Source organism: Maribacter sp. BPC-D8 (assembly GCF_035207705.1).
Classification (GTDB): Bacteria; Bacteroidota; Bacteroidia; order Flavobacteriales; family Flavobacteriaceae; genus Maribacter.
In genome coordinates this window covers 1,039,658-1,063,153 of the sequence record NZ_CP128187.1, presented here as the reverse complement: position 1 = coordinate 1,063,153, position 23,496 = coordinate 1,039,658, and the positions used below count along the sequence as shown (strand labels likewise).

General features: G+C 34.5%; 28 protein-coding genes. 6 read left to right on the top strand and 22 right to left on the bottom strand.

Going from position 1 to position 23,496, the window contains the following annotated elements; translation table 11 throughout:
- Nucleotides 1–13: 13 nt before the first annotated feature.
- From QSV08_RS04770 to QSV08_RS04755, 4 genes are all read right to left on the bottom strand, one after another.
- Nucleotides 14–1,090, bottom strand: a complete 1,077-nt coding sequence (locus QSV08_RS04770; protein WP_324027043.1) for an alkene reductase — start codon at nt 1,088–1,090, stop codon at nt 14–16.
- 85 nt (nt 1,091–1,175) lie between these two features.
- Nucleotides 1,176–2,045: a YybH family protein gene (locus QSV08_RS04765; protein ID WP_324027041.1), complete on the bottom strand. Its 870-nt coding sequence runs from the start codon at nt 2,043–2,045 to the stop codon at nt 1,176–1,178.
- A gap of 130 nt (nt 2,046–2,175) precedes the next feature.
- Nucleotides 2,176–3,120: a YybH family protein gene (locus QSV08_RS04760; protein WP_324027039.1), complete on the bottom strand. Its 945-nt coding sequence runs from the start codon at nt 3,118–3,120 to the stop codon at nt 2,176–2,178.
- 112 nt (nt 3,121–3,232) lie between these two features.
- Nucleotides 3,233–3,814, bottom strand: a complete 582-nt coding sequence (locus tag QSV08_RS04755) for a TetR/AcrR family transcriptional regulator (RefSeq protein ID WP_324027037.1) — start codon at nt 3,812–3,814, stop codon at nt 3,233–3,235.
- A gap of 484 nt (nt 3,815–4,298) precedes the next feature.
- Between QSV08_RS04755 and QSV08_RS04750 the strand changes: the two genes are divergently transcribed.
- The 3 genes from QSV08_RS04750 to QSV08_RS04740 all read left to right on the top strand — a co-directional run bounded on the left by QSV08_RS04750 (nt 4,299) and on the right by QSV08_RS04740 (nt 6,906).
- Nucleotides 4,299–5,461, top strand: a protein-coding gene (locus QSV08_RS04750; RefSeq protein WP_324027035.1) for an IS3 family transposase whose coding sequence is annotated in 2 segments (ribosomal slippage) — nt 4,299–4,536 and nt 4,536–5,461 — 1,164 coding nt in all. Because the reading frame shifts where the segments join, the coding sequence is not laid out codon by codon here.
- A 4-nt stretch (nt 5,462–5,465) separates the two neighbouring features.
- A complete protein-coding gene (locus QSV08_RS04745; protein WP_324028351.1) occupies nt 5,466–5,858 on the top strand; it encodes a pyridoxamine 5'-phosphate oxidase family protein in 393 nt (130 codons plus the stop codon).
- A 4-nt stretch (nt 5,859–5,862) separates the two neighbouring features.
- Entirely contained in the window at nt 5,863–6,906 is a 1,044-nt protein-coding gene (locus QSV08_RS04740; RefSeq protein ID WP_324027033.1) for a 2Fe-2S iron-sulfur cluster-binding protein, read from the top strand.
- 1,059 nt (nt 6,907–7,965) lie between these two features.
- Here QSV08_RS04740 and QSV08_RS04735 read toward each other — a convergent pair.
- The 4 genes from QSV08_RS04735 to QSV08_RS04720 all read right to left on the bottom strand — a co-directional run bounded on the left by QSV08_RS04735 (nt 7,966) and on the right by QSV08_RS04720 (nt 10,622).
- Nucleotides 7,966–9,141, bottom strand: a complete 1,176-nt coding sequence (locus tag QSV08_RS04735) for a hypothetical protein (RefSeq protein WP_324027031.1) — start codon at nt 9,139–9,141, stop codon at nt 7,966–7,968.
- A gap of 188 nt (nt 9,142–9,329) precedes the next feature.
- A complete protein-coding gene (locus QSV08_RS04730) occupies nt 9,330–9,626 on the bottom strand; it encodes a hypothetical protein (RefSeq protein WP_324027029.1) in 297 nt (98 codons plus the stop codon).
- Between the two features lie 181 nt (nt 9,627–9,807).
- Entirely contained in the window at nt 9,808–10,245 is a 438-nt protein-coding gene (locus QSV08_RS04725) for a hypothetical protein (protein ID WP_324027027.1), read from the bottom strand.
- Between the two features lie 182 nt (nt 10,246–10,427).
- Entirely contained in the window at nt 10,428–10,622 is a 195-nt protein-coding gene (locus QSV08_RS04720) for a cold-shock protein (RefSeq protein ID WP_282075299.1), read from the bottom strand.
- Between the two features lie 598 nt (nt 10,623–11,220).
- Here QSV08_RS04720 and QSV08_RS04715 point away from each other — a divergent pair.
- Entirely contained in the window at nt 11,221–11,691 is a 471-nt protein-coding gene (locus QSV08_RS04715) for an FKBP-type peptidyl-prolyl cis-trans isomerase (RefSeq protein WP_324027025.1), read from the top strand.
- Here the strand turns inward: QSV08_RS04715 and QSV08_RS04710 are convergent.
- From QSV08_RS04710 to QSV08_RS04685, 6 genes are all read right to left on the bottom strand, one after another.
- Nucleotides 11,684–12,925, bottom strand: coding sequence for a hypothetical protein (locus QSV08_RS04710; protein ID WP_324027024.1), 1,242 nt, complete (start codon nt 12,923–12,925; stop codon nt 11,684–11,686). The two genes, QSV08_RS04715 and QSV08_RS04710, sit on opposite strands and share 8 nt — an antisense overlap.
- Nucleotides 12,925–13,431, bottom strand: a complete 507-nt coding sequence (locus tag QSV08_RS04705) for a TlpA family protein disulfide reductase (RefSeq protein ID WP_324027022.1) — start codon at nt 13,429–13,431, stop codon at nt 12,925–12,927. Before QSV08_RS04705 ends, QSV08_RS04710 begins: the two co-directional genes overlap by 1 nt.
- Nucleotides 13,432–13,524: 93 nt before the next feature.
- Nucleotides 13,525–13,953 carry an FKBP-type peptidyl-prolyl cis-trans isomerase gene (locus tag QSV08_RS04700; RefSeq protein ID WP_324027020.1) on the bottom strand — a complete coding sequence of 143 codons (429 nt, stop codon included), beginning with the start codon at nt 13,951–13,953 and terminating at the stop codon, nt 13,525–13,527.
- A 150-nt stretch (nt 13,954–14,103) separates the two neighbouring features.
- Nucleotides 14,104–14,646, bottom strand: a complete 543-nt coding sequence (locus QSV08_RS04695; RefSeq protein WP_324027018.1) for a DUF4251 domain-containing protein — start codon at nt 14,644–14,646, stop codon at nt 14,104–14,106.
- Nucleotides 14,647–14,701: 55 nt separating this feature from the next.
- Nucleotides 14,702–15,016: a hypothetical protein gene (locus QSV08_RS04690; protein ID WP_324027016.1), complete on the bottom strand. Its 315-nt coding sequence runs from the start codon at nt 15,014–15,016 to the stop codon at nt 14,702–14,704.
- A 129-nt stretch (nt 15,017–15,145) separates the two neighbouring features.
- The gene (locus QSV08_RS04685; RefSeq protein ID WP_324027014.1) at nt 15,146–15,460 is read right to left on the bottom strand and encodes a hypothetical protein; all 315 of its coding nucleotides are present in this window, start codon (nt 15,458–15,460) and stop codon (nt 15,146–15,148) included.
- A gap of 232 nt (nt 15,461–15,692) precedes the next feature.
- On the opposite strand from QSV08_RS04685, the gene hpf reads away from it, so the two are divergent.
- The gene (gene hpf / locus QSV08_RS04680; RefSeq protein ID WP_073244581.1) at nt 15,693–15,995 is read left to right on the top strand and encodes a ribosome hibernation-promoting factor, HPF/YfiA family; all 303 of its coding nucleotides are present in this window, start codon (nt 15,693–15,695) and stop codon (nt 15,993–15,995) included.
- 12 nt (nt 15,996–16,007) lie between these two features.
- Here the strand turns inward: hpf and QSV08_RS04675 are convergent, their stop codons facing one another.
- The gene (locus QSV08_RS04675) at nt 16,008–16,349 is read right to left on the bottom strand and encodes a hypothetical protein (protein WP_324027011.1); all 342 of its coding nucleotides are present in this window, start codon (nt 16,347–16,349) and stop codon (nt 16,008–16,010) included.
- A gap of 424 nt (nt 16,350–16,773) precedes the next feature.
- Between QSV08_RS04675 and QSV08_RS04670 the strand changes: the two genes are divergently transcribed.
- Entirely contained in the window at nt 16,774–17,712 is a 939-nt protein-coding gene (locus QSV08_RS04670) for a TerC family protein (RefSeq protein WP_324027010.1), read from the top strand.
- Nucleotides 17,713–17,736: 24 nt separating this feature from the next.
- Here the strand turns inward: QSV08_RS04670 and QSV08_RS04665 are convergent, their stop codons facing one another.
- Genes QSV08_RS04665 through QSV08_RS04635 form a run of 7 tightly spaced genes read right to left on the bottom strand, consistent with a single transcriptional unit; the run spans nt 17,737 to nt 23,477 of the window.
- Nucleotides 17,737–17,991, bottom strand: coding sequence for an acyl carrier protein (locus QSV08_RS04665; RefSeq protein ID WP_324028350.1), 255 nt, complete (start codon nt 17,989–17,991; stop codon nt 17,737–17,739).
- Between the two features lie 45 nt (nt 17,992–18,036).
- Nucleotides 18,037–19,314: a beta-ketoacyl-[acyl-carrier-protein] synthase family protein gene (locus QSV08_RS04660; RefSeq protein WP_324027009.1), complete on the bottom strand. Its 1,278-nt coding sequence runs from the start codon at nt 19,312–19,314 to the stop codon at nt 18,037–18,039.
- Nucleotides 19,307–19,759, bottom strand: a complete 453-nt coding sequence (locus QSV08_RS04655; RefSeq protein WP_324027007.1) for a FabA/FabZ family ACP-dehydratase — start codon at nt 19,757–19,759, stop codon at nt 19,307–19,309. The genes QSV08_RS04660 and QSV08_RS04655 overlap by 8 nt, the downstream gene beginning before the upstream one ends.
- Nucleotides 19,760–19,767: 8 nt before the next feature.
- Nucleotides 19,768–20,550: an enoyl-ACP reductase FabI gene (locus tag QSV08_RS04650; RefSeq protein ID WP_324027005.1), complete on the bottom strand. Its 783-nt coding sequence runs from the start codon at nt 20,548–20,550 to the stop codon at nt 19,768–19,770.
- 18 nt (nt 20,551–20,568) lie between these two features.
- Complete coding sequence (locus QSV08_RS04645; protein ID WP_324027003.1) at nt 20,569–21,624, bottom strand: type III polyketide synthase; 1,056 nt, start codon at nt 21,622–21,624, stop codon at nt 20,569–20,571.
- Nucleotides 21,625–21,648: 24 nt separating this feature from the next.
- Nucleotides 21,649–22,356: a methyltransferase domain-containing protein gene (locus QSV08_RS04640; protein WP_324027001.1), complete on the bottom strand. Its 708-nt coding sequence runs from the start codon at nt 22,354–22,356 to the stop codon at nt 21,649–21,651.
- The gene (locus QSV08_RS04635; RefSeq protein WP_324027000.1) at nt 22,356–23,477 is read right to left on the bottom strand and encodes an NAD(P)/FAD-dependent oxidoreductase; all 1,122 of its coding nucleotides are present in this window, start codon (nt 23,475–23,477) and stop codon (nt 22,356–22,358) included. The genes QSV08_RS04640 and QSV08_RS04635 overlap by 1 nt, the downstream gene beginning before the upstream one ends.
- Nucleotides 23,478–23,496: the final 19 nt, after the last annotated feature.

Here is a 23,496-nt window from a genome sequence, read left to right as displayed (position 1 = left end):
TTCTTTTTTTAATCTATTTGTTCAAAAAAGGATAATCTGTATACCCTTCTTTTCCACCAGTATAAAATGTGTTTTGATCTGGAACATTTAATGCTGTATTCAGTTCAAATCGTTTTGGCAAATCAGGGTTTGAAATAAATAAGCTACCGTAAGAAACAAGGTCTGCAAGATTTTTTTCTAAAAGTTCATTTCCAGAATCTTTGGTATAATGTCCGTTCATCATAAGGGTTCCCTTATATTTTGAGCCATAAAAACCAGCAACATCAGGCTCTAGTTCAGGACGTTGATCTATTGGCATCATCGGATTCATTAAATGTAAGTAGGCTAGGGAGTAGGTGTTTAGTTTTTCTATGATAGTACTATATGTTTCTCGTGCATTAGCATCACCAACAGAGTGAAAAATACCAGAAGGCGATAATCTTAATCCTACTCGTTTACTATCCCAAACCTCTAGTACGGCATCAAGTACTTCAAAAAGAAATCTACTTCTATTCTCTATAGACCCGCCATAGATGTCTGTACGATTATTGCTAATATCATCAATAAATTGATTAATTAAATATCCGTTTGCACCGTGAATTTCAATACCATCAAATCCTGCATCCTTGGCATTTTGAGCAGCTATTTTAAACTCTTGAACAACAGAAGGAATTTCATTTAACTCTAATGCTCTAGGAGTTTCAAAATTCTTTTTACCTTGTGGAGTATAGACTTCTCCATCTGCCTTAATACTTGATGGGGCAATAGGTAACTCGCCGTCAAAAAAATCTGAATGTGTAACTCTACCTACATGAAACATTTGTAAAAAGATTATACCACCTTCTTTATGAACACCGTCAGTTATTTTTTTCCAGCCTTTTATATGTTCTTGACTATAAATGCTAGGCGCATTTATATAACCAAGGCTGTTTTTAGAAATTGCTGTGGCTTCGGCTATAATTAAACCAGCACTTGCTCTTTGTTTATAATATTCAACATTTAGATCTGATGGTATTCCATCACTATTAGATCTGCTTCTTGTTAAAGGAGCCATAACTATTTTGTTTTTTAGGGTAAGGCTTCCTATTTTATATATTTCTAATAATTTCATAATTAATTATCTTTATTTTAGTGAACGTTAACTTTTCTCTTGTAATGAGCGTTATTTTATTACTCAAAAAAAATAGATTCTTTTATTAGTTTGCACGAGCAATACCAAAGGCGTTATCAATTCTATACAGCCAATTACCGTCCTCTCCTTGTTGTAAGACATCAGTTCCTGTTGCTCCAAATTCGAATGAATTACCATCTGAATCAATTCCTGTATAAGTCCAATCAACTATTACTAGTGCAATGTTACCGCTTTGTATCACATTTCTAACTTGAATATCACTTTGTCCTCCTAAATCAAAGAAACCTTGGTACCCTTCACGAATAGCATCAAAACCAACTTTAGGTTCACCTTCTGGTTGATCAACGAAAACCGCCTCTTCATTATAGAGAGAAAGAATACCGTCCATATTTCGGGTATTTATATACATTTCAAGATTTTCAACAAGTACCTCTAGTTCAGCAGTTGAAGCGGCTGAGTTTTCAGCTTGTGTAAAACCAGTATTGCTATCTGGACGAGCAACACCAAACGCGTTGTCAATACTATAAAGCCAGTAGTTGCCACCTTCATCCTGTTGCAACACGTCGGTTCCCGTTGCTCCAAATTCAAATGAATTGCCGTCTGAATCGATTCCTGAAAAGGTCCAATCAACGATCACTAGTGCAAGGTTACCGCTTTGTATTACATTGCGTATTTGAATATCGCTTTGTCCTCCTAAATCGAAAAAACCTTGATATCCCTCACGAATAGCGCTAAAACCAACTTTAGGTGCACCCTCAGGTTGGTCAACAAAAACCGCTGCCCCGTTATAAAGGGACAGGACACCGTTCATATTCTGTGCGTTTATATACATTTCAAGTTTTTCAACAACCTCTTCAGGTGTAGTAGCAAAATCATTTATGTCCTCTGAATTGTTCCCATTATCGTTGTCATCACAACTAATAACTACCAGCATAATTGTCATAATAGTTAACAGTCTTACTATATTATTTTTTAATGTATTCATAATCATTTTATTTTTTAATATCAATATTGATAACCAACTTATAATAAAACAGGTGTCGTTATCCTAAATTCACTTATTATTAGTTTGCACGTTTAACACCAAAAGCATTATCAATTCTATACTGCCAGATGCCAGCTTCGTTTCGTTTTAATACATCGGTTGCTGTTGCCCCGAATTTAAATGCATTACCCTCTGAATCGGTTCCTTTAAATGTCCAATCAACAATCACTAGCGCAACGTTTCCGCTTTGTATCAGATTACGAACTTTAATGTCGCTCTGCCCCCCCAAATTAAGGTACCCCTGAAAACCTTCACGAATAGATTCAAGACCCGCCTTTGGTTCACCTTCAGGTTTATTTACGAAAACAGACTCCTCATTATAGAGTGATAGAATGCCATTCATATTCTTGGTATTCATATATAATTCAAGTTTTGCTGCAATGTCTATGTTTTGTACTTTCTTAGCTAGACTCTTTTGATCTATTGGGCTATCTGCATGAGCAACACCAAATGCATTATCAATTTTATAAAGCCAGTGCCCAGCTTCGTTTTGTTGTACAACATCTGTTGCTGTTGCTTTAAACTCAAACGCCTTACCCTTAGCATCAATTCCTGTAGTAACCCAATCAACTATTAATAATGCTAGATTACCGCTTTGTATCACATTACGCACTTGAATATCGCTCTGTCCGCCCATATCTAAGACACTTTGAAAACCATTGCGAATAGCATCAAGACCAATTAGAGGTATACCTTCAGGTTGATTCACAAAAACGGACTCTTCGTTATATAAAGAGAGTACACCTTTTATATCTTTAGTGTTTAAATACGTTTCAAGGTTTTTAGCAACCTCTTTTGGAGTTGTAGCAGGGGCGTAGTTAATTACTTGTCCGGCCTCTATATTATGAGCTTGCTTACCAACATTTTTTGTGTTTTTAGTAATTTTTGTGCCACAACTAATAGCGATTAACATAATTGTTATTATAGCGAGTAGTTTTCTTAAATTGTTTTTTATTGTATTCATAATTACCTTATTTAATTTATTATTGATGTTAACTGTATATATTCTTAGATTAACATAAAAGAACGAACGTTCTTTTATTGGGTAAAAAAAATGAAGGAAATAAACATTTGTTTTATTCCAAACATTTTAATGAGAGACTAGTTAATTCTTCTAATTCTTTTCTGTTTTGATGAGACTTCCCAGTTAATCTCAAACCATGAATAGCAGTTATTAAATATAAGGCATAGCTTTCTGCGTTACTATTTGAGTTAATAGTTTTCTCTTTTTGTCCTAATTCGACAAGGTTAACAAAGAGATTAAGAAAATCTTTTTGACTTTTTTTTAATACTTCTGTCATATATTTATCTGTATTCCATAATTCTGCTTTGGTGTTAACCCACAAACATCCGCTATGTGTTTTATCGTTTACAATAACATTAATATGAACACCAAAAATATTATGGATAGCTTCAAAAGCGTTTGATGAACAGTCAATTGCTTTTGTTATCAATTTATTATATCTGGCACCATAAGATTTAAGAACTTCTTCAAATAAACCTTGTTTAGAGTCAAAAGAATTGTAAATACTTGATCTACCTAGTTTAGTGGTTTCTACAATATCTTGCATAGAAGTACCATTATATCCTTTCTTTTGAAATAGATTAATAACAGTATCTACCACTTGAGCTTTATCGTATGTTTTTTCTTTAGGCATAGTTTAATTATAATAGAACGAACGTTACAAATGTAGTAAATACTATTAGATATTTATCCATTTAACTAAATTTTATGATTTTTAATTGAGTCGCCCAAAATGGTTAAAACTACTATTTTATTCTTTTTTAGAAAATATCACAGAAAATTTTGATGAAAAAATAGGTGAATAAGGTGTTCATATTTTATATATATAAACCTTCAATTATTTGGTAGACTATTGATCAACCAAATTTTTAAAAATTATAAACATTAGTTTTTTTGGTATTGGTAAGTGTAGTAAAATTAGGTTTTAAAATAACAATTAGTGATCATAATTATTTGAAAGAAGTAAATGAGCACATTGGAGTAAGGAGATATTATAGCTATCTTTCTTCTATAGATAGAATCTTTAACAAAAATCAGGAAGTGTTTTTATGCCAATGTTCGAGTGTCTACCTTTAATGTGACGATTTTTATGAGGTTATAAACTTTATATTAGACTTATGGTAAAAAAGTATGACAATGAATTTAAAGTTATGATAGTAGAACTATTAAATTCAGGTATTAAGACAAAACAAGTTAGTGAAGACTATGACTTAAGCCTTAGTATGGTTGGCCGCTGGAAACGGGAATACAAGTTGAAATCTGGGGATTTCTCAAAAAAGAAGGAACTATCTATTGAAGCTCAAGAACTCAAAGCATTAAAAAAGGAATTAAGAAATGTAACGATGGAACGTGACATCTTAAAAAAGGCGGTGAGCATCTTTTCCAAGAGCGACTTATAAGATATCAATTCATTTTAGAAAATGTTGATATGTATCCAGTTGAAAAGATGTGTAAATCTTTGAAAGTTAGTAAAAATGCCTATTATCATTGGTTTAAAACCAAAGGCGTGCTGTTTCTTAAAACGCCAAGAATGCATCTTAAAGAAAGGATTAAAGTTATTTTTGAGCAAAGTAGAGAGATTTATGGTAGCTATAGAATCCAAAAAAAACTGGAAAGAGAAGGTTTGATTTACGCACGTTCTTATATCGGATTACTGATGAAAGAGCTAGGACTGAGAAGTGTATTAAAAAGAAAATTTGTGGTTACAACAGACTCAAATCATCCATATTTAATTGCTGAGAATAAATTAAATAGAGATTTCCATAGTATTAAATTAGGAGAGAAATGGGTATCTGATATCACTTATATTCGTGTTAATGAGGATTGGAACTATTTAACAACAATTATAGATCTTGCTGACAGAAAGGTTGTTGGCTGGTCTTTAAGTGAAGATATGACAACACAAAATACAGTAATGAAAGCTTGGACTAACGCTAAAAAAACAAGAAATATTAGCAATGAGTTTATTTTTCACTCAGATAGAGGTGTACAGTATGCATCAAACAAAATAACAAACATCTGTAATTTTAACCTCAAAATAAATCAAAGTATGAGTAGGAAGGGCAACTGTTGGGATAATGCTGTAGCTGAAAGTTTTTTTAAAACAATCAAATACGAATGGCTATACCGATTTAGGTTTACATCATATAATCAATTAAACGCGTCTATTCAAGACTATATTCATTGGTATAATACGGAAAGATTACATCCTAGCTTAGGATATCTCTCACCTATAGAAATGGAAATAAAATTGAGAGGAATTATTAAAATAGTCGCTTAAAAAAATAGTCGCAAATTTACTAGTTACTCCAGGTAGTCAAGGTAATGACGGCAAACTTGACGCATCACACAGAGGTGGTAATCCTGGATTTGTTGAAATTTTAGAGGATAACACCCTAAGAATTCCTGATTATGTTGGTAATAGTTTGTATAATACGTTAGGTAATTTTATTCAAAATTCGAATGCAGGATTATTATTTGTTGATTTTGAAAATAAGAAGACACTTCAACTTACAGGAGAAGTTACAATTATTCATGACCAAAACTCAACAGAAGATTTAAAGAAAACGACAGATACCGGACGTTTCTGGACGTTTAAAATTAAAGAATGGGTTTTAACAGAAAATCAACATAATGTAGATTGGGAATTCACAGGCTCTTCACCATTTAATCCATAGAAAAATGATGTTTCAAACATTTTACATATATAAAATAATTACGGAAAGTTGTACCATTAAATCGTTTTATCTAAAACCGAAAGACGAACAAAAACTGGAAGACGAACAAAAACTGGAAGCATATTTTCCAGGGCAGTTTATAAGCTTAAAATTAGAATTAGATAATAACGAAACCATAACACGTAATTACACGGTTTCTAATAGTCCAAATCCAGAATATTATAGACTTACCATAAAACGAGAAGATTTAGGAAAATCATCACGCCACTTACATGATACTCTTAAAGAAGGTAGCGAAATTGAACTGAGCGAACCAATGGGCGATTTTCATTTAGATGTAAACTCTAATAAACCCGTAGTGCTTTTATCTGGTGGTGTAGGCATTACACCCATGATGAGTATTTTAGAATATATTAATAAAAATCAACCAGACCGAAAGGCGAATTTTATTCATTCTAGTTTAAATAAAAATGTACAACCTTTTTTAAATCAACTTAAAGAAATTGAAGTTTCTAATGCGAATTTGACTTTAAATATATTTCATTCGCATCCTGTTGAAAATGAAGCCATAGGAAAAGATTGTGATTATACAGGTTTTGTAACTAAAAATAAACTGGCAGAAACATTAACAGATAAACCAACTTATTTTTTATGTGGTCCTGTTCCTTTTATGGAAGCCATGTATAATTATTTAGAAGATTTAGGAGTTGCTCCAGAAGACATTAAATATGAATTCTTTGGCGAAGGAACAACTCTTGGAAGTAAACCCGTATTTACTGATTCTTCTAGTGATGCGTTTGAAATAAAATTCACAAATTCTGATAAAACTGCAAATTGGAAAGCAGACACTTTAAGTCTTTTAGATTTGGCTGAAGCTAATGGTTTAATACCCCCAAACAGTTGTAGAATGGGAACCTGTTCTACTTGCGAAACTGCGTTATTAAGCGGTACAATTGAATACGACCCAGAACCATTTATGGAAGCATCAGAAGGTAAAATATTTATCTGTTGTGCAAAACCTACATCTAATGTTTCATTAGAGATTTAAACCAAAGCATAAAAATTAAAGAATTAATTATTGAGTATATATCTATTCTTGAAAAATTTATGCCACAATTTATAAAGCTTCCAGAAGAAGCATTATAAATAGAAAACTATTATGTTAAATAGAAGTTAGGATTAAAAAGAACGGCCTTAGCAAGTTTTGGTTAAAACAATAGGTGAAATGAGCGTCCATATTTTAGATGATTAGTACTAAAGACTATTAATTGTACTAAGTATAAAAGAAACTTAACAAGTAACAATGTATTCTAAAATATAGTGAATGAACCGTGATTTGTTTCCAAAGCATTCTGAAGCCTTGAATTTTTGTTTCTTTTGTTTCAAGAAAAAAAGATAAGAATTATTTAAAAAGGATGAATCATTACTAAATGGTTAGCAAGTGCACATGGCTATTGTAACAGTAAAGTCCAACGCTACATCTCGCTCAAAATTCAAAAGATTATTAATCTTCCAAATTTCTGCCGTGTGCTGTTGCGACAAGCTGTCGAGAATGTTGTAGAAAATAATCTTGCACACATTTCCTCGAATACGAGAATTTTGAAAGAATCTAAAAGGTTAGCTTTTAAATGGCGTTGGCCAAGCGATGGCAAATTGTGTTTTAAAATGAACGCCATTTAGCGTTTATTTTAAAAAAGCAATCGAGCGATTGGCTAGCGGCAATTTTACATAACGACTAATTATGGTACAAATGAAAACATGCGCCGCAGGCACCGCTTAAAAAGATTGATGACCCTGTTCTACGGTTTAATCAAATATATACACTTGAGGGATATTTTACATAATATAGAATTATAGCTTACAAACGTGAATTCCCCTATAATCTAGAATGTGTTAAAATTGTACTATAATTTATATTATGTAAAATAGACTTTCTGACAACCCACTATCACGGACACATTTCATCCCCATTAGAAACCTTAGATATTCTAACATATAAGTCCACATGAATCGCCTCGCCGACTTTTTAAATCATCCACAGGATAATCTAAAAGCTCGTGTATGTAAAATAGACTTTCATTCATTAAGATCATTTATAAAACTCGCGTTATTTCGGCATAAACTTATTATGGTCCGATTTATCAAAATCTTTCTGTGTACTAGATTTTAGCTCGTCTAGTTTTGCTTTTTCTTCTGCAGCTTTAATCATTTCTGGAGAGTCTTGTTCTTCGCTTGCCCAAAATTTCCACCATGGTTTAGACTTCTTAGTAATTCCCAGTTTCTGTTTCTTATCAGCAACCGTTTTTATTTTCTCACTCGTATCTGCAATGACTTTTTTAGTTTCCTGCTCTAATTTAGGTGCTGCTGGTTTAGATTCCTGTATAGACTCCGATTGCGCTATTTTAGATGCTGTCGTTGGCGCTATTAGATTGCCATCATGCAGAAACTTAAATTGTACTTTACTCGATGCCAATGCCTGAGAAATGGTTTGTAGCATTTCGTTCTTCTCGATCTGCTCAATAATAGAATTACATTTATTTATTAGCGCTTGATCTAAAGGAATAGCACTACTCAATTTAAAAGTGATTTCACCACCAAACGATTTACGTTGTAAAATCATGAGCATTACCTGCTTAAACGACGTATTTACATCTGCTACCAGTTCTTCTACATTTTTACTTTTTAGTTCAATACCATAGTTTTGCGCCTTATTCTCAGAAATGACAAAATTATCGTCAGATTCATTTTCTGGTAATTTCTCGCCTCCCATAGCAACCACTTCCCCATTTTGAACCAAAAATACCTTATCTGAAATAGGATCTTGCTGCGGATTTTCAAAATACTGCTTTACAATAACAGGTAGCTTTAAACGCATGTCTGAATTAGAATCGATCGCCATCAATACACCTTTAAAAGGAATACCGACCATAAGGGTATCGCATTTCAAATCAGCCGCAATTTTAATCATATAAGCTTTATCTAAAATCTTTTCACTGGCATATTCATGACCTTCGGCAAACAGCACATTCGTACCTTCTGCCTCGGTAATTTGATACGGTACATCAATCGCCTTAAGGTTCGCAAGGGCTTCTTTTTTAATATCTGGAAACCTAGCGTACAGATCTGATTCATCGGCTGCACCTTCATAAACCATAGCATTACCGCTATCTTTACCATAAGCGACTACTGGTGCTATAGCATCATTGAATAAGAACTCTTTGAACTGTAGTTTTTCGTCTTTACGGTAATCTGAAGTTTTTAATATTGGCAACAATGTATCCATCAGTGGTTTATTTAAAGTTTACGGTTATATATACAACAATGGTATTCGCGTTTTAGTGTACCAACTCCCCTATTTCAAATGCTAAACCACTACCCTATTTATATTTTAAGCATCTAAATACATCACTAATAGACACAAAAAAAACCGCTTATTGCTAAGCGGTTTCTAATATTAAATAAAGGTTTTATTTATCTGTTTAACATGTACGATGCTACTTCTAATTCTAATTCGTAGCATTCTTCCATTTGGCGCTCTACATCATCCATACTTTCCATAATAGAAATATCGTTCATTTTTAGAATAGTCATCAATGAATCGGTGCTATTTGCAGTACGGTTAATAGTTGTTTTCAAGCTTTCTTTTTTCTCGAAGCAACTATGCGTCTGAGGTTCATATAAATAAGATTCCAATTTCAATAATAATTGCTCGACCGATTTACGTTTTCGTTCTAATTCGGTCAACACAGCTATTTTTTTGGAACTCATTATAATTTTCATAAACCAATTTATTTTATATAACTAACGAGACATTATTGATTTGATTGTGTTAAAAAACAAAGTTTCTTTCTCCATATCGAATAATAGCAGAACCGATTACCTGGTTTTTTAAAACAAAAAAACCGCTCATTTCTGAGCGGTTCTACATTTAATATGCTAAGTTAATCTCTTAGAAAAGACCTTTTGCCTTGTCAAGTAAGCTGCCGGCATCGCCACCAACTAATCCACTAAGACTCTCTAGGCTGAAAGCAGAATCTGAAGCTTCGTTCGATACGAACTTTTCTTTAAGGCTGTCTACTAAACCTGGTGCAACATTGCTAGCTTCTGCCTGAGCATCTGCAGCATTCATACCTTTGCTCTCTAGTATTTCAGCTAGTTTGCCTTTTAGGTTTTCAACAATACCACTGTCTTCAGTTGCATTACCGTCATTTGAAAATAAGCTTGTTACTGCGCTTAAATCTCCTGCACCTACTTTCTCCATAAGGCTATTAATAAGTGAAGATGCTCCTTCTTCTGCAGCTCCGCTAGTTGCGTCAGCATTTAAAGAATTTGCGCTCATTGTTTCTTGCAATTTTTGAATTGCCATTTGCTTTAATTGATCTAACATTTGTGTTTAAAATTTATAGTTAATAATGGTATAATTCGTTTTTGAACTAAGTGTTACAAGATTGTAAAGACCTTGAATACGCTAAGTTGAACATAAACATTTAATAGGCTCGGCTGTCTACACACCGCATTTGGATAATGTTCCAAAAAAAAGTCCGTCATTGCTGACGGACTTTCTGAAGTTTAATCTATAACTTTTACGTTAACTGCGTTTAATCCTTTTTTTCCTTGGCTTAGTTCGAATTCAACTTCATCGCCTTCGCGAATCTCATCAACTAATCCTGAAATGTGAACAAAATGCTCTTCGTTTGAACCTTCTTCTGTAATAAATCCGAAGCCTTTAGCATCGTTGAAGAATTTTACTGTTCCTGTACTCATAATGGTAATATAATTTAATATTAATAATTACTAGATGAATTGCAACTATGATGCCAAGAATTGCAAAAAGGAATAATTTTTATTTCCCTTTAGACATTGGCAGTCTAAAGTTAATAAACTTAAAATGGTAATTATATAAACTCCTCCCCCATATTTCAATCATTTTCACAATAATCTAAAAAGCTTATGTTTTTAAAATAGGGTAGCTAAAAAACCCTACTAGAACAACCATTTAACAAGGAAACTCGAAAAAATTAGGATCACATAAATAAATGCTTTATTTTAGTATCGTAAAATAAATAGTGTGACAACAAAGCCAAATTTTGTTCTTCTTTCTGAAAACAACACCTACTACGTAGAATACCTTATTGGGCATCTCGTTCTAGCGAACAGCATTACCGAAGCCGTTATTTTTGATTCGCAATCTCATGCCATAAAGTTTCAAAAATACCTCTACAAAAATTGCAGCGTCCGTTTTTCGGTGAACACCTTTATTGCATAACTGCTTTACCCTACTATTCTCTTTAATGGTTAAGACCATTACAATTCAACACCTCTTACTTAAGTAACAACTATATTCCAAAAAAATAAATATAAAATGAAATACTTTGCTATACTTCTACTCGTAACTACTATGATTTCTTGTGGATCTTCTGATGATAATGGTCCAACTCCGCTTGAACCTATTGATTATACAGATATCAATGAGAAGGAAATAAACGTGTATTTAAGCGCTAATGATTTAGTATCGGAAACTACCGCTTCTGGTTTACACTATATTATAGAAAACCCTGGTGATGGCGCAAAACCATCTGCGTCTTCTAATGTAACCGTTGCTTATAAAGGATATTTTCTTGATGGTGAAGTTTTTGACCAAAATAATTCGGGCTTTACTACAGGACTTGACAAAGTAATCGCTGGTTGGACAGAAGGTATTCAGTTATTTAATGAAGGTGGCAACGGCATGCTATTAGTACCTGCGCATTTAGGTTATGGTAGTTTTGACTTTCGCTCTATACCTGGTGGTTCTGTTTTAATTTTTGATATTGAATTGGTTTCGGTTAATTAATCGAAAATGTATCAACAGACATCTTTGAAGTGCGTACTTGCGTAACTGCACCAACTTGCTCGGTCCAAGCAAAGTATAGGGTTTCTTCTACTATTTCCATTTGAGGAAATCCCGATTTACGAGAATCGGCCATTTTAGCAATCAATTGTATTCTGGAAGTTGTTCCGTCTTTACTTACTATCATGGCTTTAAACAATGCGGTTTTGTGATCGGCTTCCATCCAACTTACTACGGCTTGATCTTCATCCATCCAAAGTACATCTACCCTACCCATTATTGCACCTTCTGCAACGGAAACCGGTTCTGAAAATTCCGCCCCTCCATCTGAAGAAAAAGCGATTTGAACTTTTTGTTTATTTGAAGCTCCAGTAAACCATGCTACTACCAAATTATTACCCAAGGCATCTACTTTTGGTCCGTTTACCGGACACCCTTTGATCTGCCAATCATCTTCATGTATTACTTTAGGTGCCGTCCACTCCCCTTTCACCTGACGCACAATACTAATATCGCGAATTTCATCGTCTGAGCGATCTCGATAGATCACAACCGGACCGTTATCTGTTATCGTAGCAGTCGTTTGGCAACAATCGCATGTGCTATTATCTAATTCATATTCTTCTAACATTTCACCTGTAGTAGAAACTACACCGCCACGTAAGGTCATCGCCCCGCGTTCTCCTACTTCATTTTCTACGGTATTTCTACCATCTAGCCAATTGACAAAGAAATTGTTATTATAAGGTACTATACTTACAAAGCCATGTTCGGTCGGTGTACCATCGGTATGCAAGTCTAAATCGGTCTTCCAATCTGTTGCTCCCTTTGGCTTCACATTCATTTTTATATCATATGAATATGTACCTTCTGTGGATTTCTTTAAAACGTGAGACCATAAATTACCATGGTTTTCGGTAATCATAGGGTAATCTGCCCAGTTGACAAACCAATCTGTACCACTCCATATTTTTTGCGCTTCTTGCCACTCGCCATCAATCAATTCTGAATACCGCATTGTCGCCACAGTATCATTAGAAATTTCTACCCATGAAAGTAAGGCAACGTCTTTATTCGACATTAAGTGTGGCAAAGCACTAGCATCACCAGCAGGAGAAATCATTTCTAAAATCGCGCTTACCGGAGCTTCTGGCTTTACATTTTTAGGTTCTTCTTTGCAACCAAGTATCAAACTAATGGCTGAGAAAATAAAAAAGGTTTTCGTTATGTTACGCATTACTTTACTGCTCTAAGTTTTTCGATTATTTCAGGGCTATCCCACTTCAATCCGCCATCAAAACGCAATACCTGCTCCCCTTCTTCATTATAAATGAAAGTTGCGGGCAATGCACTTATATTTTCTTCTGCATAGACTCCGTTGAATTTTATAAAATCTAATTGAAATCCGCGTACTTCTTTAAACTTATTTATCTTATCTACAGACTGATCAGATGCAAATAGAAACACATAATTTTCTTTTTCTAGAATCGTCTGTGCTTTCTCCATATCTGGCATTTCTTCGATACAAGGTCTGCACCAGGTTGCCCAATAGTTTAATAACACACGTTCACCCTTGTAATCGCTTAATTCTATAGGGTTACCTTCTAAATCTTCATAGGTTGAAGTAGCGACCTTTTCGACTACAGCCTCTATTACTTCGGGTTCAACGGTCTTGGTTTTTTCTTCTTTACAGCTAACCAATACAACCCCTAAAATCAAAAAACATACTATTCTTAAATGCATATTCAAATATAATATTTAGCGCTATCAAACCGACACGCATAGAAACAAAAAAACCGCCTATTAGGCGGTTTTTCATATAATAACTATTACTTATTATTTAACTTCAACCAATTCTAATTCGAAGGTTAAATCTTCACCAGCTAAAGGATGGTTTGCATCTACAACGATATCATTTTCGTTTACTTCTGCAACACGTAATTGTCTTTCACTACCATCTGCATTGGTTGCCATAAGTGCCATATCTACTTTTGGCTCCATTTCTTGTGGCAATTCTGATTTTGGTACAGTTTGAAAAAGCTCTTTTTGCTTTTCACCGTATGCATCTTCTTTGGCGATAACGATAGTCTTTTTATCATTTGCCACCATATCCAATAAACCTTTTTCGAAACCAGGTATTAAACTACCTTGTCCTAATTTTACTTCTAAAGGCTCTCTATCTACTGAACTATCAAATATTTGACCATTACTTAGTTTACCTGTGTAATGTACTTTTACCTGACTATCTGCTTTTACTTTACTCATACTATTAAATTCTACTATTTAACTTAAATGAGGTGCAAAGATATTATTCTCAATAGGGAATAACGAAGATTATGACAAAACCTTCTCTTTTTAGCCTCTTCTTAACATAAAAAGTTAAAAAATACGGTCAAATACCTCTTATTGAATACCTTATTCATCTTCTTTGATAGCATTTACGTTCCCATTATATTGAATAGCATTTCTATTTGCCATGTTTACAGAAACAACACTTGACTTGCTCGGATAGATATCAATGTAAATAGTATACCGATCAGATGTGTCGGTTACTTGAAAGCTTATAGTGTACTTTTGCTTATCGCTATTAAACTCTTGGGTATAATTCTCTGGTAGCCCGTTAAATTCAACCCCTGTAGTAGAACCATAACCACCACCAAATTGACGCTCTCCATAATAAGGTAAGTTTGCCGATACACTATCGCCAAAAATCTTTAGGTAATTACCATTACCCATTAAATCGATACGTGAAACGGTACTACCGGGCGGAATGAGTCCGCTATTTGCAACGGCATTTAAACTTTGCGTGACTGTTGGGTTAGCAGATGTTGCCGTAAATTCTATTTGCTTTGACACTACCAAACCATGTATAGCATGTGTATCGCTAATTGCAGTTTTTGAAGAGGAACAGCCAAATAGTATACTTAAAGTGAATAGAAATATAAATGAGTTTCTCATAAGTGTTATTTTAAATCACCTAATAACTTACGAAATCTATGCCAGAAGATGAAGTTTAATCTTCAAACTCCTCTTCTTCAAATTCGGTATTTACTAAAACCGATTTCTTGAAATTAAAGTTTCGAGATTCTTTATATAATGCCTTGATTAATCGTTGACGTTTACGATCAGAAATATCTAAGGTATCCAATCCTCTAATTTTTTCTTGTAGTGCAGCTCTATGAAGCATTACCGCTGTTTCATAATTAGGTTCAAATTGAAACATAACCGGACCTTCGTCTTCTTCTTTCGAGTTTACTTTTGTAGAATCATTCGCTTGTGAGTACGAAATACCTGTACAGAAAAATGTGCAGCATATAGCTAGCCGCATAAAAATTTTCATATCAATTTCATTAGTGTTCTACGTCTAAATTAGTAACATTTTCTTTAAATCGCTCTAAAACAGAAAACTTAACAGGAAATTAAATTAATAATGACCAATAAACTAAAATATAGGTATTTAAACGGGTTGTCTAAATCGCATGGTATACTCTAAAAAATCAAATTCGAGCTCAAAAGTTTCCCTAATATGATGGTTGACCAGTTTGTATTGTTCTGGTACTAATTCTTTAGAAGACCTCATATAATTCAATAGCTTTTCATTAGCATCAGAAAGCTTTAAAATCTTATTCTTTAAATATGTTTTCGTCTCAAAAAGAGCTACAGTTTTTGGTTCATATAAATAAGAATCTACTCTTACCTTAAATTGCTGTATGGTATTGTAACAACGTTCTAATTTACCTAAACACATAGATTTATTCTGTACATTCTCCATAGCCGTAGATTTAAAAACACAATTGTGGGAAAACTACTTCAATTTAAGATAAAGACTGCATATTTAAATTATGTTTGTGTAAGTTTAACTTAATTTTAAATTGGTACCGATTTTGCTAACTTTATAGAAACAAAAGGATTAGATATTCTTAACTTACTTAATGAAAAATATTAAGAATTTTTTAATTGCAATGCATCATTGAAATGAGTACCTTAAACTAAACTTTTAGCTTATGAATATCAATTTTGAATACGACGATGTAAAAGCAAGCAACCGATTAGAGATAATGGCTGCTGAGAAATTAGAGAAATTATTGGATAAATTCGATTTTATTGTAAGATCCGATGTTTTCTTTAAAAAGGAGAATACCTCTTCCCCCGATTCAGGTATGGTATGTAATATACGCTTGAGTGCACCAGGTCCTCGCCTGTTCGCACAGTCGTCTTCTGCTAGTTTTGAAGCAGCAATTGCTTCATCTATAGAAGATTTACAACGACAATTGGAAAAAAGAAAAGCAAAAATGCAGTCTCATTAGACTGCATTTTTTTTATTGTTTTATAGTATCATCAGAAACGGTGTGATTGGCGATCACGGTTTGAACCCGTTCAGAAAATGGGTTTTTCTTCAATTCTTGTATTAAGCGTTTTCTTCTTGAATCAGATATATTAATAGTATCTAATATTTCTTTCATACGCAATTGATATGCAATACGACTCTGCTTTAATGCCACACGCTCAGAAGCGGTTAATACATAATCAGATTCAAATTGATTTAAAAGCATACGTTGTTTTACTCTAACATCTGACCGCAAAGAGTCTTGTGCTTCGGCAGTTTGCATGCTCAAAATACAGCATAGCAAAAAACCACAAAAAATGGTTAGTTTTTTCATTTTAATAGCTTGTTCTACTTTAAAATTAAGCTAAAAAATCGGATTTTCCTTTGAATATGAAATAAAATGGCAGTTAATCGGATAAACAAGTTCGTTTATCCAATTTATACAATAAACCAAAATCGCTCACTTAAACCATCTGATTTTCAGTATTTTAAAAAATTAACTCGCAAATACACCGTAACCTTGTTAATTTGAATAAAGCTGCTGACCTCTGTTTTTTAACAGGGATACGCTCTAATTTTAGATTCTGCTTTTTCAGATTACTATTTTGAATGAAAACATCAATCTATGAAGAGATATTAATTCAAATTTGTAATATAATAGGATGTACTTGTAAATTGATTGCCTATTCACCAACATTTCAAAGAATTGAAATAGGTAATGTCAATTTTTAATACCTTTGCATCTTGAAAAATTCTATATGATAGTCTGGATTATTTTTATTGCCTTCGTACTTATATTTCTTGCATTAGATTTAGGTGTTTTTCATAAAGATGAACATGTAATCAAATCTAAAGAAGCAGGAATCTGGACGGCTATCTTTGTAACCGTTGCATTTGCCTTTAGCGGCGTTATCTATTGGTTATTCAGTGCAGAAATAATTGCCAACCCAACTGGTCTAACACCCAATGATGCCGTATTAAAATATATTACCGGCTATCTTATTGAACTTTCATTAAGTGTAGACAACGTTTTTGTAATTGCCGTTATATTCTCATCATTTAAGATTCCGCCTTTATATCAACATCGTGTATTGTTTTGGGGTATTCTTGGTGCAATTGTATTTAGAGCATTGATGATATTTTTCGGAGTTGCCCTAATCACCAAATTTGAATGGATCATTTATGTGTTTGGCGTATTCTTACTATACACTGCATTTAACATGTTAAAAGGTGATGACGATGACTTTGATCCTAAGAACTCTTTCGTATTTAAACAAATCAAAAAAATATACCCGGTAACTTCTACCATGCACGGTCATGATTTTTTTGTAAAGAGAATGGGTCTCAATGCTGCTACTCCCCTATTTGTAGCACTTATTGTTATCGAACTTACCGATATTCTTTTCGCTTTAGATAGTATACCAGCAATCCTGGCAATTACAGCTGATCCGTTTATTGTCTTTACTTCGAATATCTTGGCTATTTTAGGTTTGCGTTCTATGTACTTTTTAATCTCTAGAATGCTAGAGAAATTTAAGTACATCAATTACAGCTTGGTCGTTATTCTTGCTTTTGTAGGACTAAAGATGTTATTCTCCCATTACATACATTTACCTGAATGGGTATCGCTGACTGTTATTTCAGTGGCATTGGTATCGGGAATTTTAGCGTCAATGCTAATTAAGGATAAAGAATAGTTCTTTTTAAAGCTATTTAAAATATTACTTTTCTGCTAGCTTGGCGTCGATAATCGCCATGGCATCATTGACTGTTTGCATCTGATCCATATCATCATTTTCTAAGCGAATGTCGAAAGCGTCTTCTACGTCTAATACAATATCTACAAGATTTGCAGAATTTATATTTAGATTATTCATGAAGTGACTATCTTGCTTAATATCAGTAACCGCTACGTCTTCGGGAAGATAGATTTTAATGATATCTTTTAATTTTTCGTATTTTTCTTCTTTAAGCATATATAAGTTCAATTAAAATACTCTTTGGTATTATTATAGTTTTGATTATTCTTTTGAAAACGCTTTAAATATAACACAAGCATTTACATCTCCGAATCCGAAACTTGCTTTTGCGATTACTTTCGGAGCATGATTTTTTGTTTCTCTCGGAATACAGGTGTCAGATATCAGCTTTGAGATCTCAGGATGTATATCGTCACAGTTAACATTCTTAAAAACTACCTGCTCTTTAAACTGTAATACCGTGGCGACACTTTCAATACTACCTGCCGCTGCCAAGCAATGACCTACCGAACCTTTAAAGGAATTGATATACGGAAAATCGTCATGTCCTCTCCCCAGCGCTTTACTCCAATTTTCTATTTCTAGTCCGTCTTTAGTAGTTGCAGTCAAATGTCCGTTAATGACATCAATATCCGAAGCTTCAATACCTGCATTAGTCACTGCATTTCGTATGCAACGTTGTACCGCAATACTATTTGGTGCAGTCATGGATCCTTCTCCTAATTGTCCGCCGCTATTAATTTCACCTCCCAATACTTCTGCATAAATATGGGCACCTCGTTTTTGAGCACTTTCTAAAGACTCCAATACCAATGCTCCTGCTCCACTACCAGGAATGAATCCTGCTGCAGTGGCACTCATGGGTCTACTTGCTTTCGTCGGATTGTCATTATAGCCTCTTGGTAAAATACGCATAGCATCAAAGCCACCCCATACATACGGACCACTATCACTACAACTACCGGTCAACATGATTTCTGCCTTACCTTGACTAATACGATCATACGCCATTAGTATACCTTCTGTACCTGTTGTACATGCTGCAGAGTTTGTAGTTACTTGATTTCCGCAACCTAATAATCCGCCTAAATAGGCACTTATGCCGCTTGCCATAGTCTGAATAACTGAAGTACTACCAAGTCTACGTACATTTCCTTCATCTATTAAATGAATAGCTTCCCTAAACTTATCGACTCCTAAAATTCCGGTACCAAAAATGATTCCGCGATCCCAACTAGGTTCATCGGTCATGTTTTCTTCTAGTCCGGCATCTTTCCAAGCATCTATTCCTGCAATTACTCCATATACAATTCCTGTAGCATTTAATCCTCTACGTTCTAATGGAGTAAAATAATTATCTATGAGATTGTCTTTCACCAACGGCTCACCAGCAACCTGACATCCAAAACCTAGCTTCTCTAGATTTGGTTGATGCCGAATTCCGCTTTTACCCTCTAACAACGCATTTGTAAAATCGGTGAAACCTACACCATTTGGTGCACATACTCCTAAGCCTGTAATAACTACGCGTCTATTCATTTGCTACACCTATCATGCCTGCCAAAACTCCCTTACAGACCAGTTTATCATTTTCGTTATACATTTTTACCTCACATTTTAGCTTCTGAAATCGAAAATATACCAATTCAGAAACTACCTTGACCCGTTCTCCAGGAAATACGGGTTGCAGAAACTCCATTTGAGAGCTACTCATACCGATACCTACATTTTCTAGTCCGGAGTTTTGACCTAATAAATAAATACCCAAACAGACCAAGCCAATTTGTGCGCAACATTCTGTTAAAATTACTCCCGGTGTTACGGGATTATTCTTGAAGTGTCCTTTATAAAAATCCGCATCTGATGAAAACGTATAATTCCCCTCAGCGCCTTTATCATTAATATTCAATATCTCTTCCACAAATAGAAAAGGCTCTGAATACGGTAGTTGGTTCAATATCCAATTATAAGATTCCTTCATCATCTTTCTTATTACATCAAACTTTCTCCGCCATCAACTTTTATGACGGTTCCCGTAATCCAACTTGCTTCATCCATTGTTAGTAAGTACACCGCATTTGCAACGTCTTCAGGAGTGGTTAAGCGGTTCTGCGGATTTCTCTTTAATGCATTTTCTTTAATCTGCTCGTAACCGGGAATCATAGATAACGATTTGGTCATCGTAATGCCTGCCTGTATGCAGTTTGCTTTTATACCGATTGGTGCAAATTCTAACGCAATACTTCTGGTCAGCGCTTCTAAAGCTACTTTAGCCACTGAAACGGCACTATAATTTGGTAATGCTTTGGTATTACCTTCACTTGTAAATGAAACTATACGCGTATCGTCTGCAAATAAATTTGCCGTAACCAGTGCTTTTGTCCAATCGTACAAGCTCAACGCCATGGCATCGAAAGTGATTCTAAAATCGGTGTCGACCAAGGTTGGTCTACTTTCTGAATACATGGGCTTAAGTGTTCCTTTTGCTACACTATGTACCATTACCTTAATCTGATGACCTTCTGGTAACTGTTGCTGGATATTAGAAATGATATCTGCTCGTTTTTCAGCATTTAAAACATCTACATTCATTGCTATCAATTGATTACCAAAGGCACGAATTTCATCGAATCCTTTTTCAATCTCATCCATGGCTGCACGTCGATCTCGGTGCATAATTAAAATATGGTAGCCATGGCTAGCCAATTTCTTAGCGGTGGCGAGTCCGAGTCCGCTACTTCCTCCCAATATTAAAGCCCAATAGGTATTTTTCATAGTTGTCGTTTACTTAAGCTACCATTCTATCAATACGCGTTGTGCCGAGAAACCGGGACCAAAACTCAGTATCAACCCTTGCTCTCCTGTTGCTATATCTTTTTCTAAAAAACGTTCTAACACGTATAAAACAGTAGCACTACTCATGTTTCCATAAAGTCGTAACACCTCTCTGGTATCATCTATATTTTTACCTAGTGCACCAAATAGCGATTCTACGGTTTGTACTATTTTCTTTCCTCCGGGATGAAATATTAAATGGTTTACATTCTGAATGTCACTACCATACTTTTCTAAAAACGGATGTACAATTTCTGCAAAATGATTAGATATCGTTTCTGGTACAGCCGGATCAAGAATCATTTTTAATCCGTGATTGGTTAAATCAAAACCCATCATTTCGGTAGCATCTTTAAAGTGATACATTTCTTCCCCTATTATCTTCGGACCAACAGCATCTTCTTCTGACGATAGTAGCACACAAGCTGCACCGTCTCCAAAAATTGCAGCACTTACCATATTTGCCATCGAATAATCTTCTAACTGAAAAGTTGCCGTGGGACTCTCAACAGCAACCAAAGCTATACGTTTACCAGGATTTGATTTTAAAAAGTTATGCGCATATATGAGCCCAGATACTCCTGCAGCGCAACCCATTTCAGTGACCGGAAGTCTTACCACATCTTGACGCATACCCAATTCATTAATCAAATACGCATCTAAAGACGGAATCATAATACCCGTACAGCTAACTGTAATAATATAATCGATTGAAGATGCATTCCAATTACTTTTTTGCAGCGCGTTTCTAAGCACGTTCGTACCCATACGTTTGGCTTCTTTACTATAAATCTTGTTCTTATCCTCGAAAGAAGTAGTCACAAACACATCTTCGGGCGGCATGATGGAATACCGCTTGTCTACCGCAGCACCTTCAAATATCTTAACGACCTTTCTAGAGAAACGCTCTTCTTGACCGCTCAACCAAAATTCAACAAGGGGAATGATATCCTTGGTATCTTTTGAATACGGTGGTAATTCTTTCGTAACACTAACAATTCTTGTATGATTCATAGTTGCTCTTAATCTTCAATCTACTTAATTCTTTTGTAAAACCCATGCATATCTAAAGGCCCATTTCCATTTAATATAATGAGAGGCATTAGTAACTTGATCAGCAAAACGCAATAATTCTTTCTTTATAAATGCCCTGCGGATAGATAATAATCCGTCTTTCTTGGCAATTTCAGTTTTGATAAAAAACAAACTAAATGCTTTGAACAAATAATATGCAATAGGGCTCCGTTCCAAATCATTAATTACTACCCCCAACTTTGCTATTTCTACAAAACGATTTACAAACTCCACTACACCTTCATCTGTAAAATGATGCAAGGTTAATGTCGTCATAACCACATCAACATTCCATTCAGAAAAATCGGTTCTTAAAATATCAGTATTCAGGTAACTAATCTCAGGGTAATCAGATGAATATTGTTTTGCTAATTGCAATCCTTGTTCATTAAAGTCCACTCCAATCAATTTGAGTTTTATATTCTTCTTTCTAGCCGCTAGCGCCAGCTTTCTAAGCATGGTTCCTTCAGCGCAACCCATATCTAAAATCGTATACGATTCTTGTTTATTTTTTTCAAGTAACTCAAATACAGCATCTAATGTAATACCATAACCCCCAAGTAACCTATTTACCCTATTGATGTCTTGCAGAATGGTTTCTAGCTCATTAGTGGTACCCGAAAAGGTATCCATGATCTCCACTTCACTACTTCTTTGTGTAAAATCTACCATTACGATATTAATTCTCCATGGGTTTTAGAAATAATAAACTTCAATATTGTTTTTGATTTTCCGACAGATTTAATTCCCATTGAAACTAATCTTTTATTCATTAATACGGACTGTAATTTTCTGCCAAACCATAAACGAGCACTAAAAGCTTTTGACCATGCCTTTTTATAGTCCCTTTCCAATTCATCTCGTTTGTAATCTGGTTCATTAAAAAATTGCAATACAAATTCAGATGCAATCTTAGCACTATGAATAGCCATTGCCATACCATTACCACAAAGTGGATGAATTAGACCTGCCGTATCGCCACACATAAGCATATGATCAACGACATTATCTTTTTCGTCAAAGGCAATTTGGGCTATGGTCATAGGTTGCTCAAAAATTGGCTTTGCATTTGATAAAAACTCTTTTAGATATGGGTTTTCGGCAACTACTTCTTTATTGAAACTTTGAATATCTTTATATTCTTTAAAACTTTCATAATTAACGAGATAACAAAAATTAACTACTCCGGTTTCCGTTTTTGAAAGTCCGCCATAACCGCCATTAAAATTGTGTAGCGCCACTAGGTCTTCCTGAAAATCTTCAAGTTCATAATGTGCCTTTACCGCCAGCCACGACTGTTTTTTCTTACTGAACGCTCTATCTAAATTTTTATCTAAGACCGATCGTTTACCGTAAGCTCCAATGGCAATTTTAGAAGAATAGCTATTAGACTTGGTAGTAATAGTAAAAACATCATTCTTGAATGCGGTTGCTATAACCTTCTCGAAGTAAAAAACGACTCCAAGCTCTTTTGCACGTTCAAAGAGTAAATTGTCAAGCGCATACCTACTTATGCCGAATCCGCCTAATGGCAAATCGGTCTCAACGATAAATCCGTCTTCCGTACTTATTTTAAATTGTGAAATATCTTTAGCCCCTTCAGCCTTTAGGTCTACCCCTAACCGTTTTAAATACGGATCAATTTCCTTAGATACATATTCGCCACAAACTTTATGATGCGGGTATTGCTGCATTTCAATCACAGCAACATCCAATCCTTCCGAAGCCAAATGAATAGCAGCAGTCAAACCAGCTAGTCCACCTCCAATAATAAGTATGCCGTGTTCTTTCACTGCATGGAAGTTACACCAA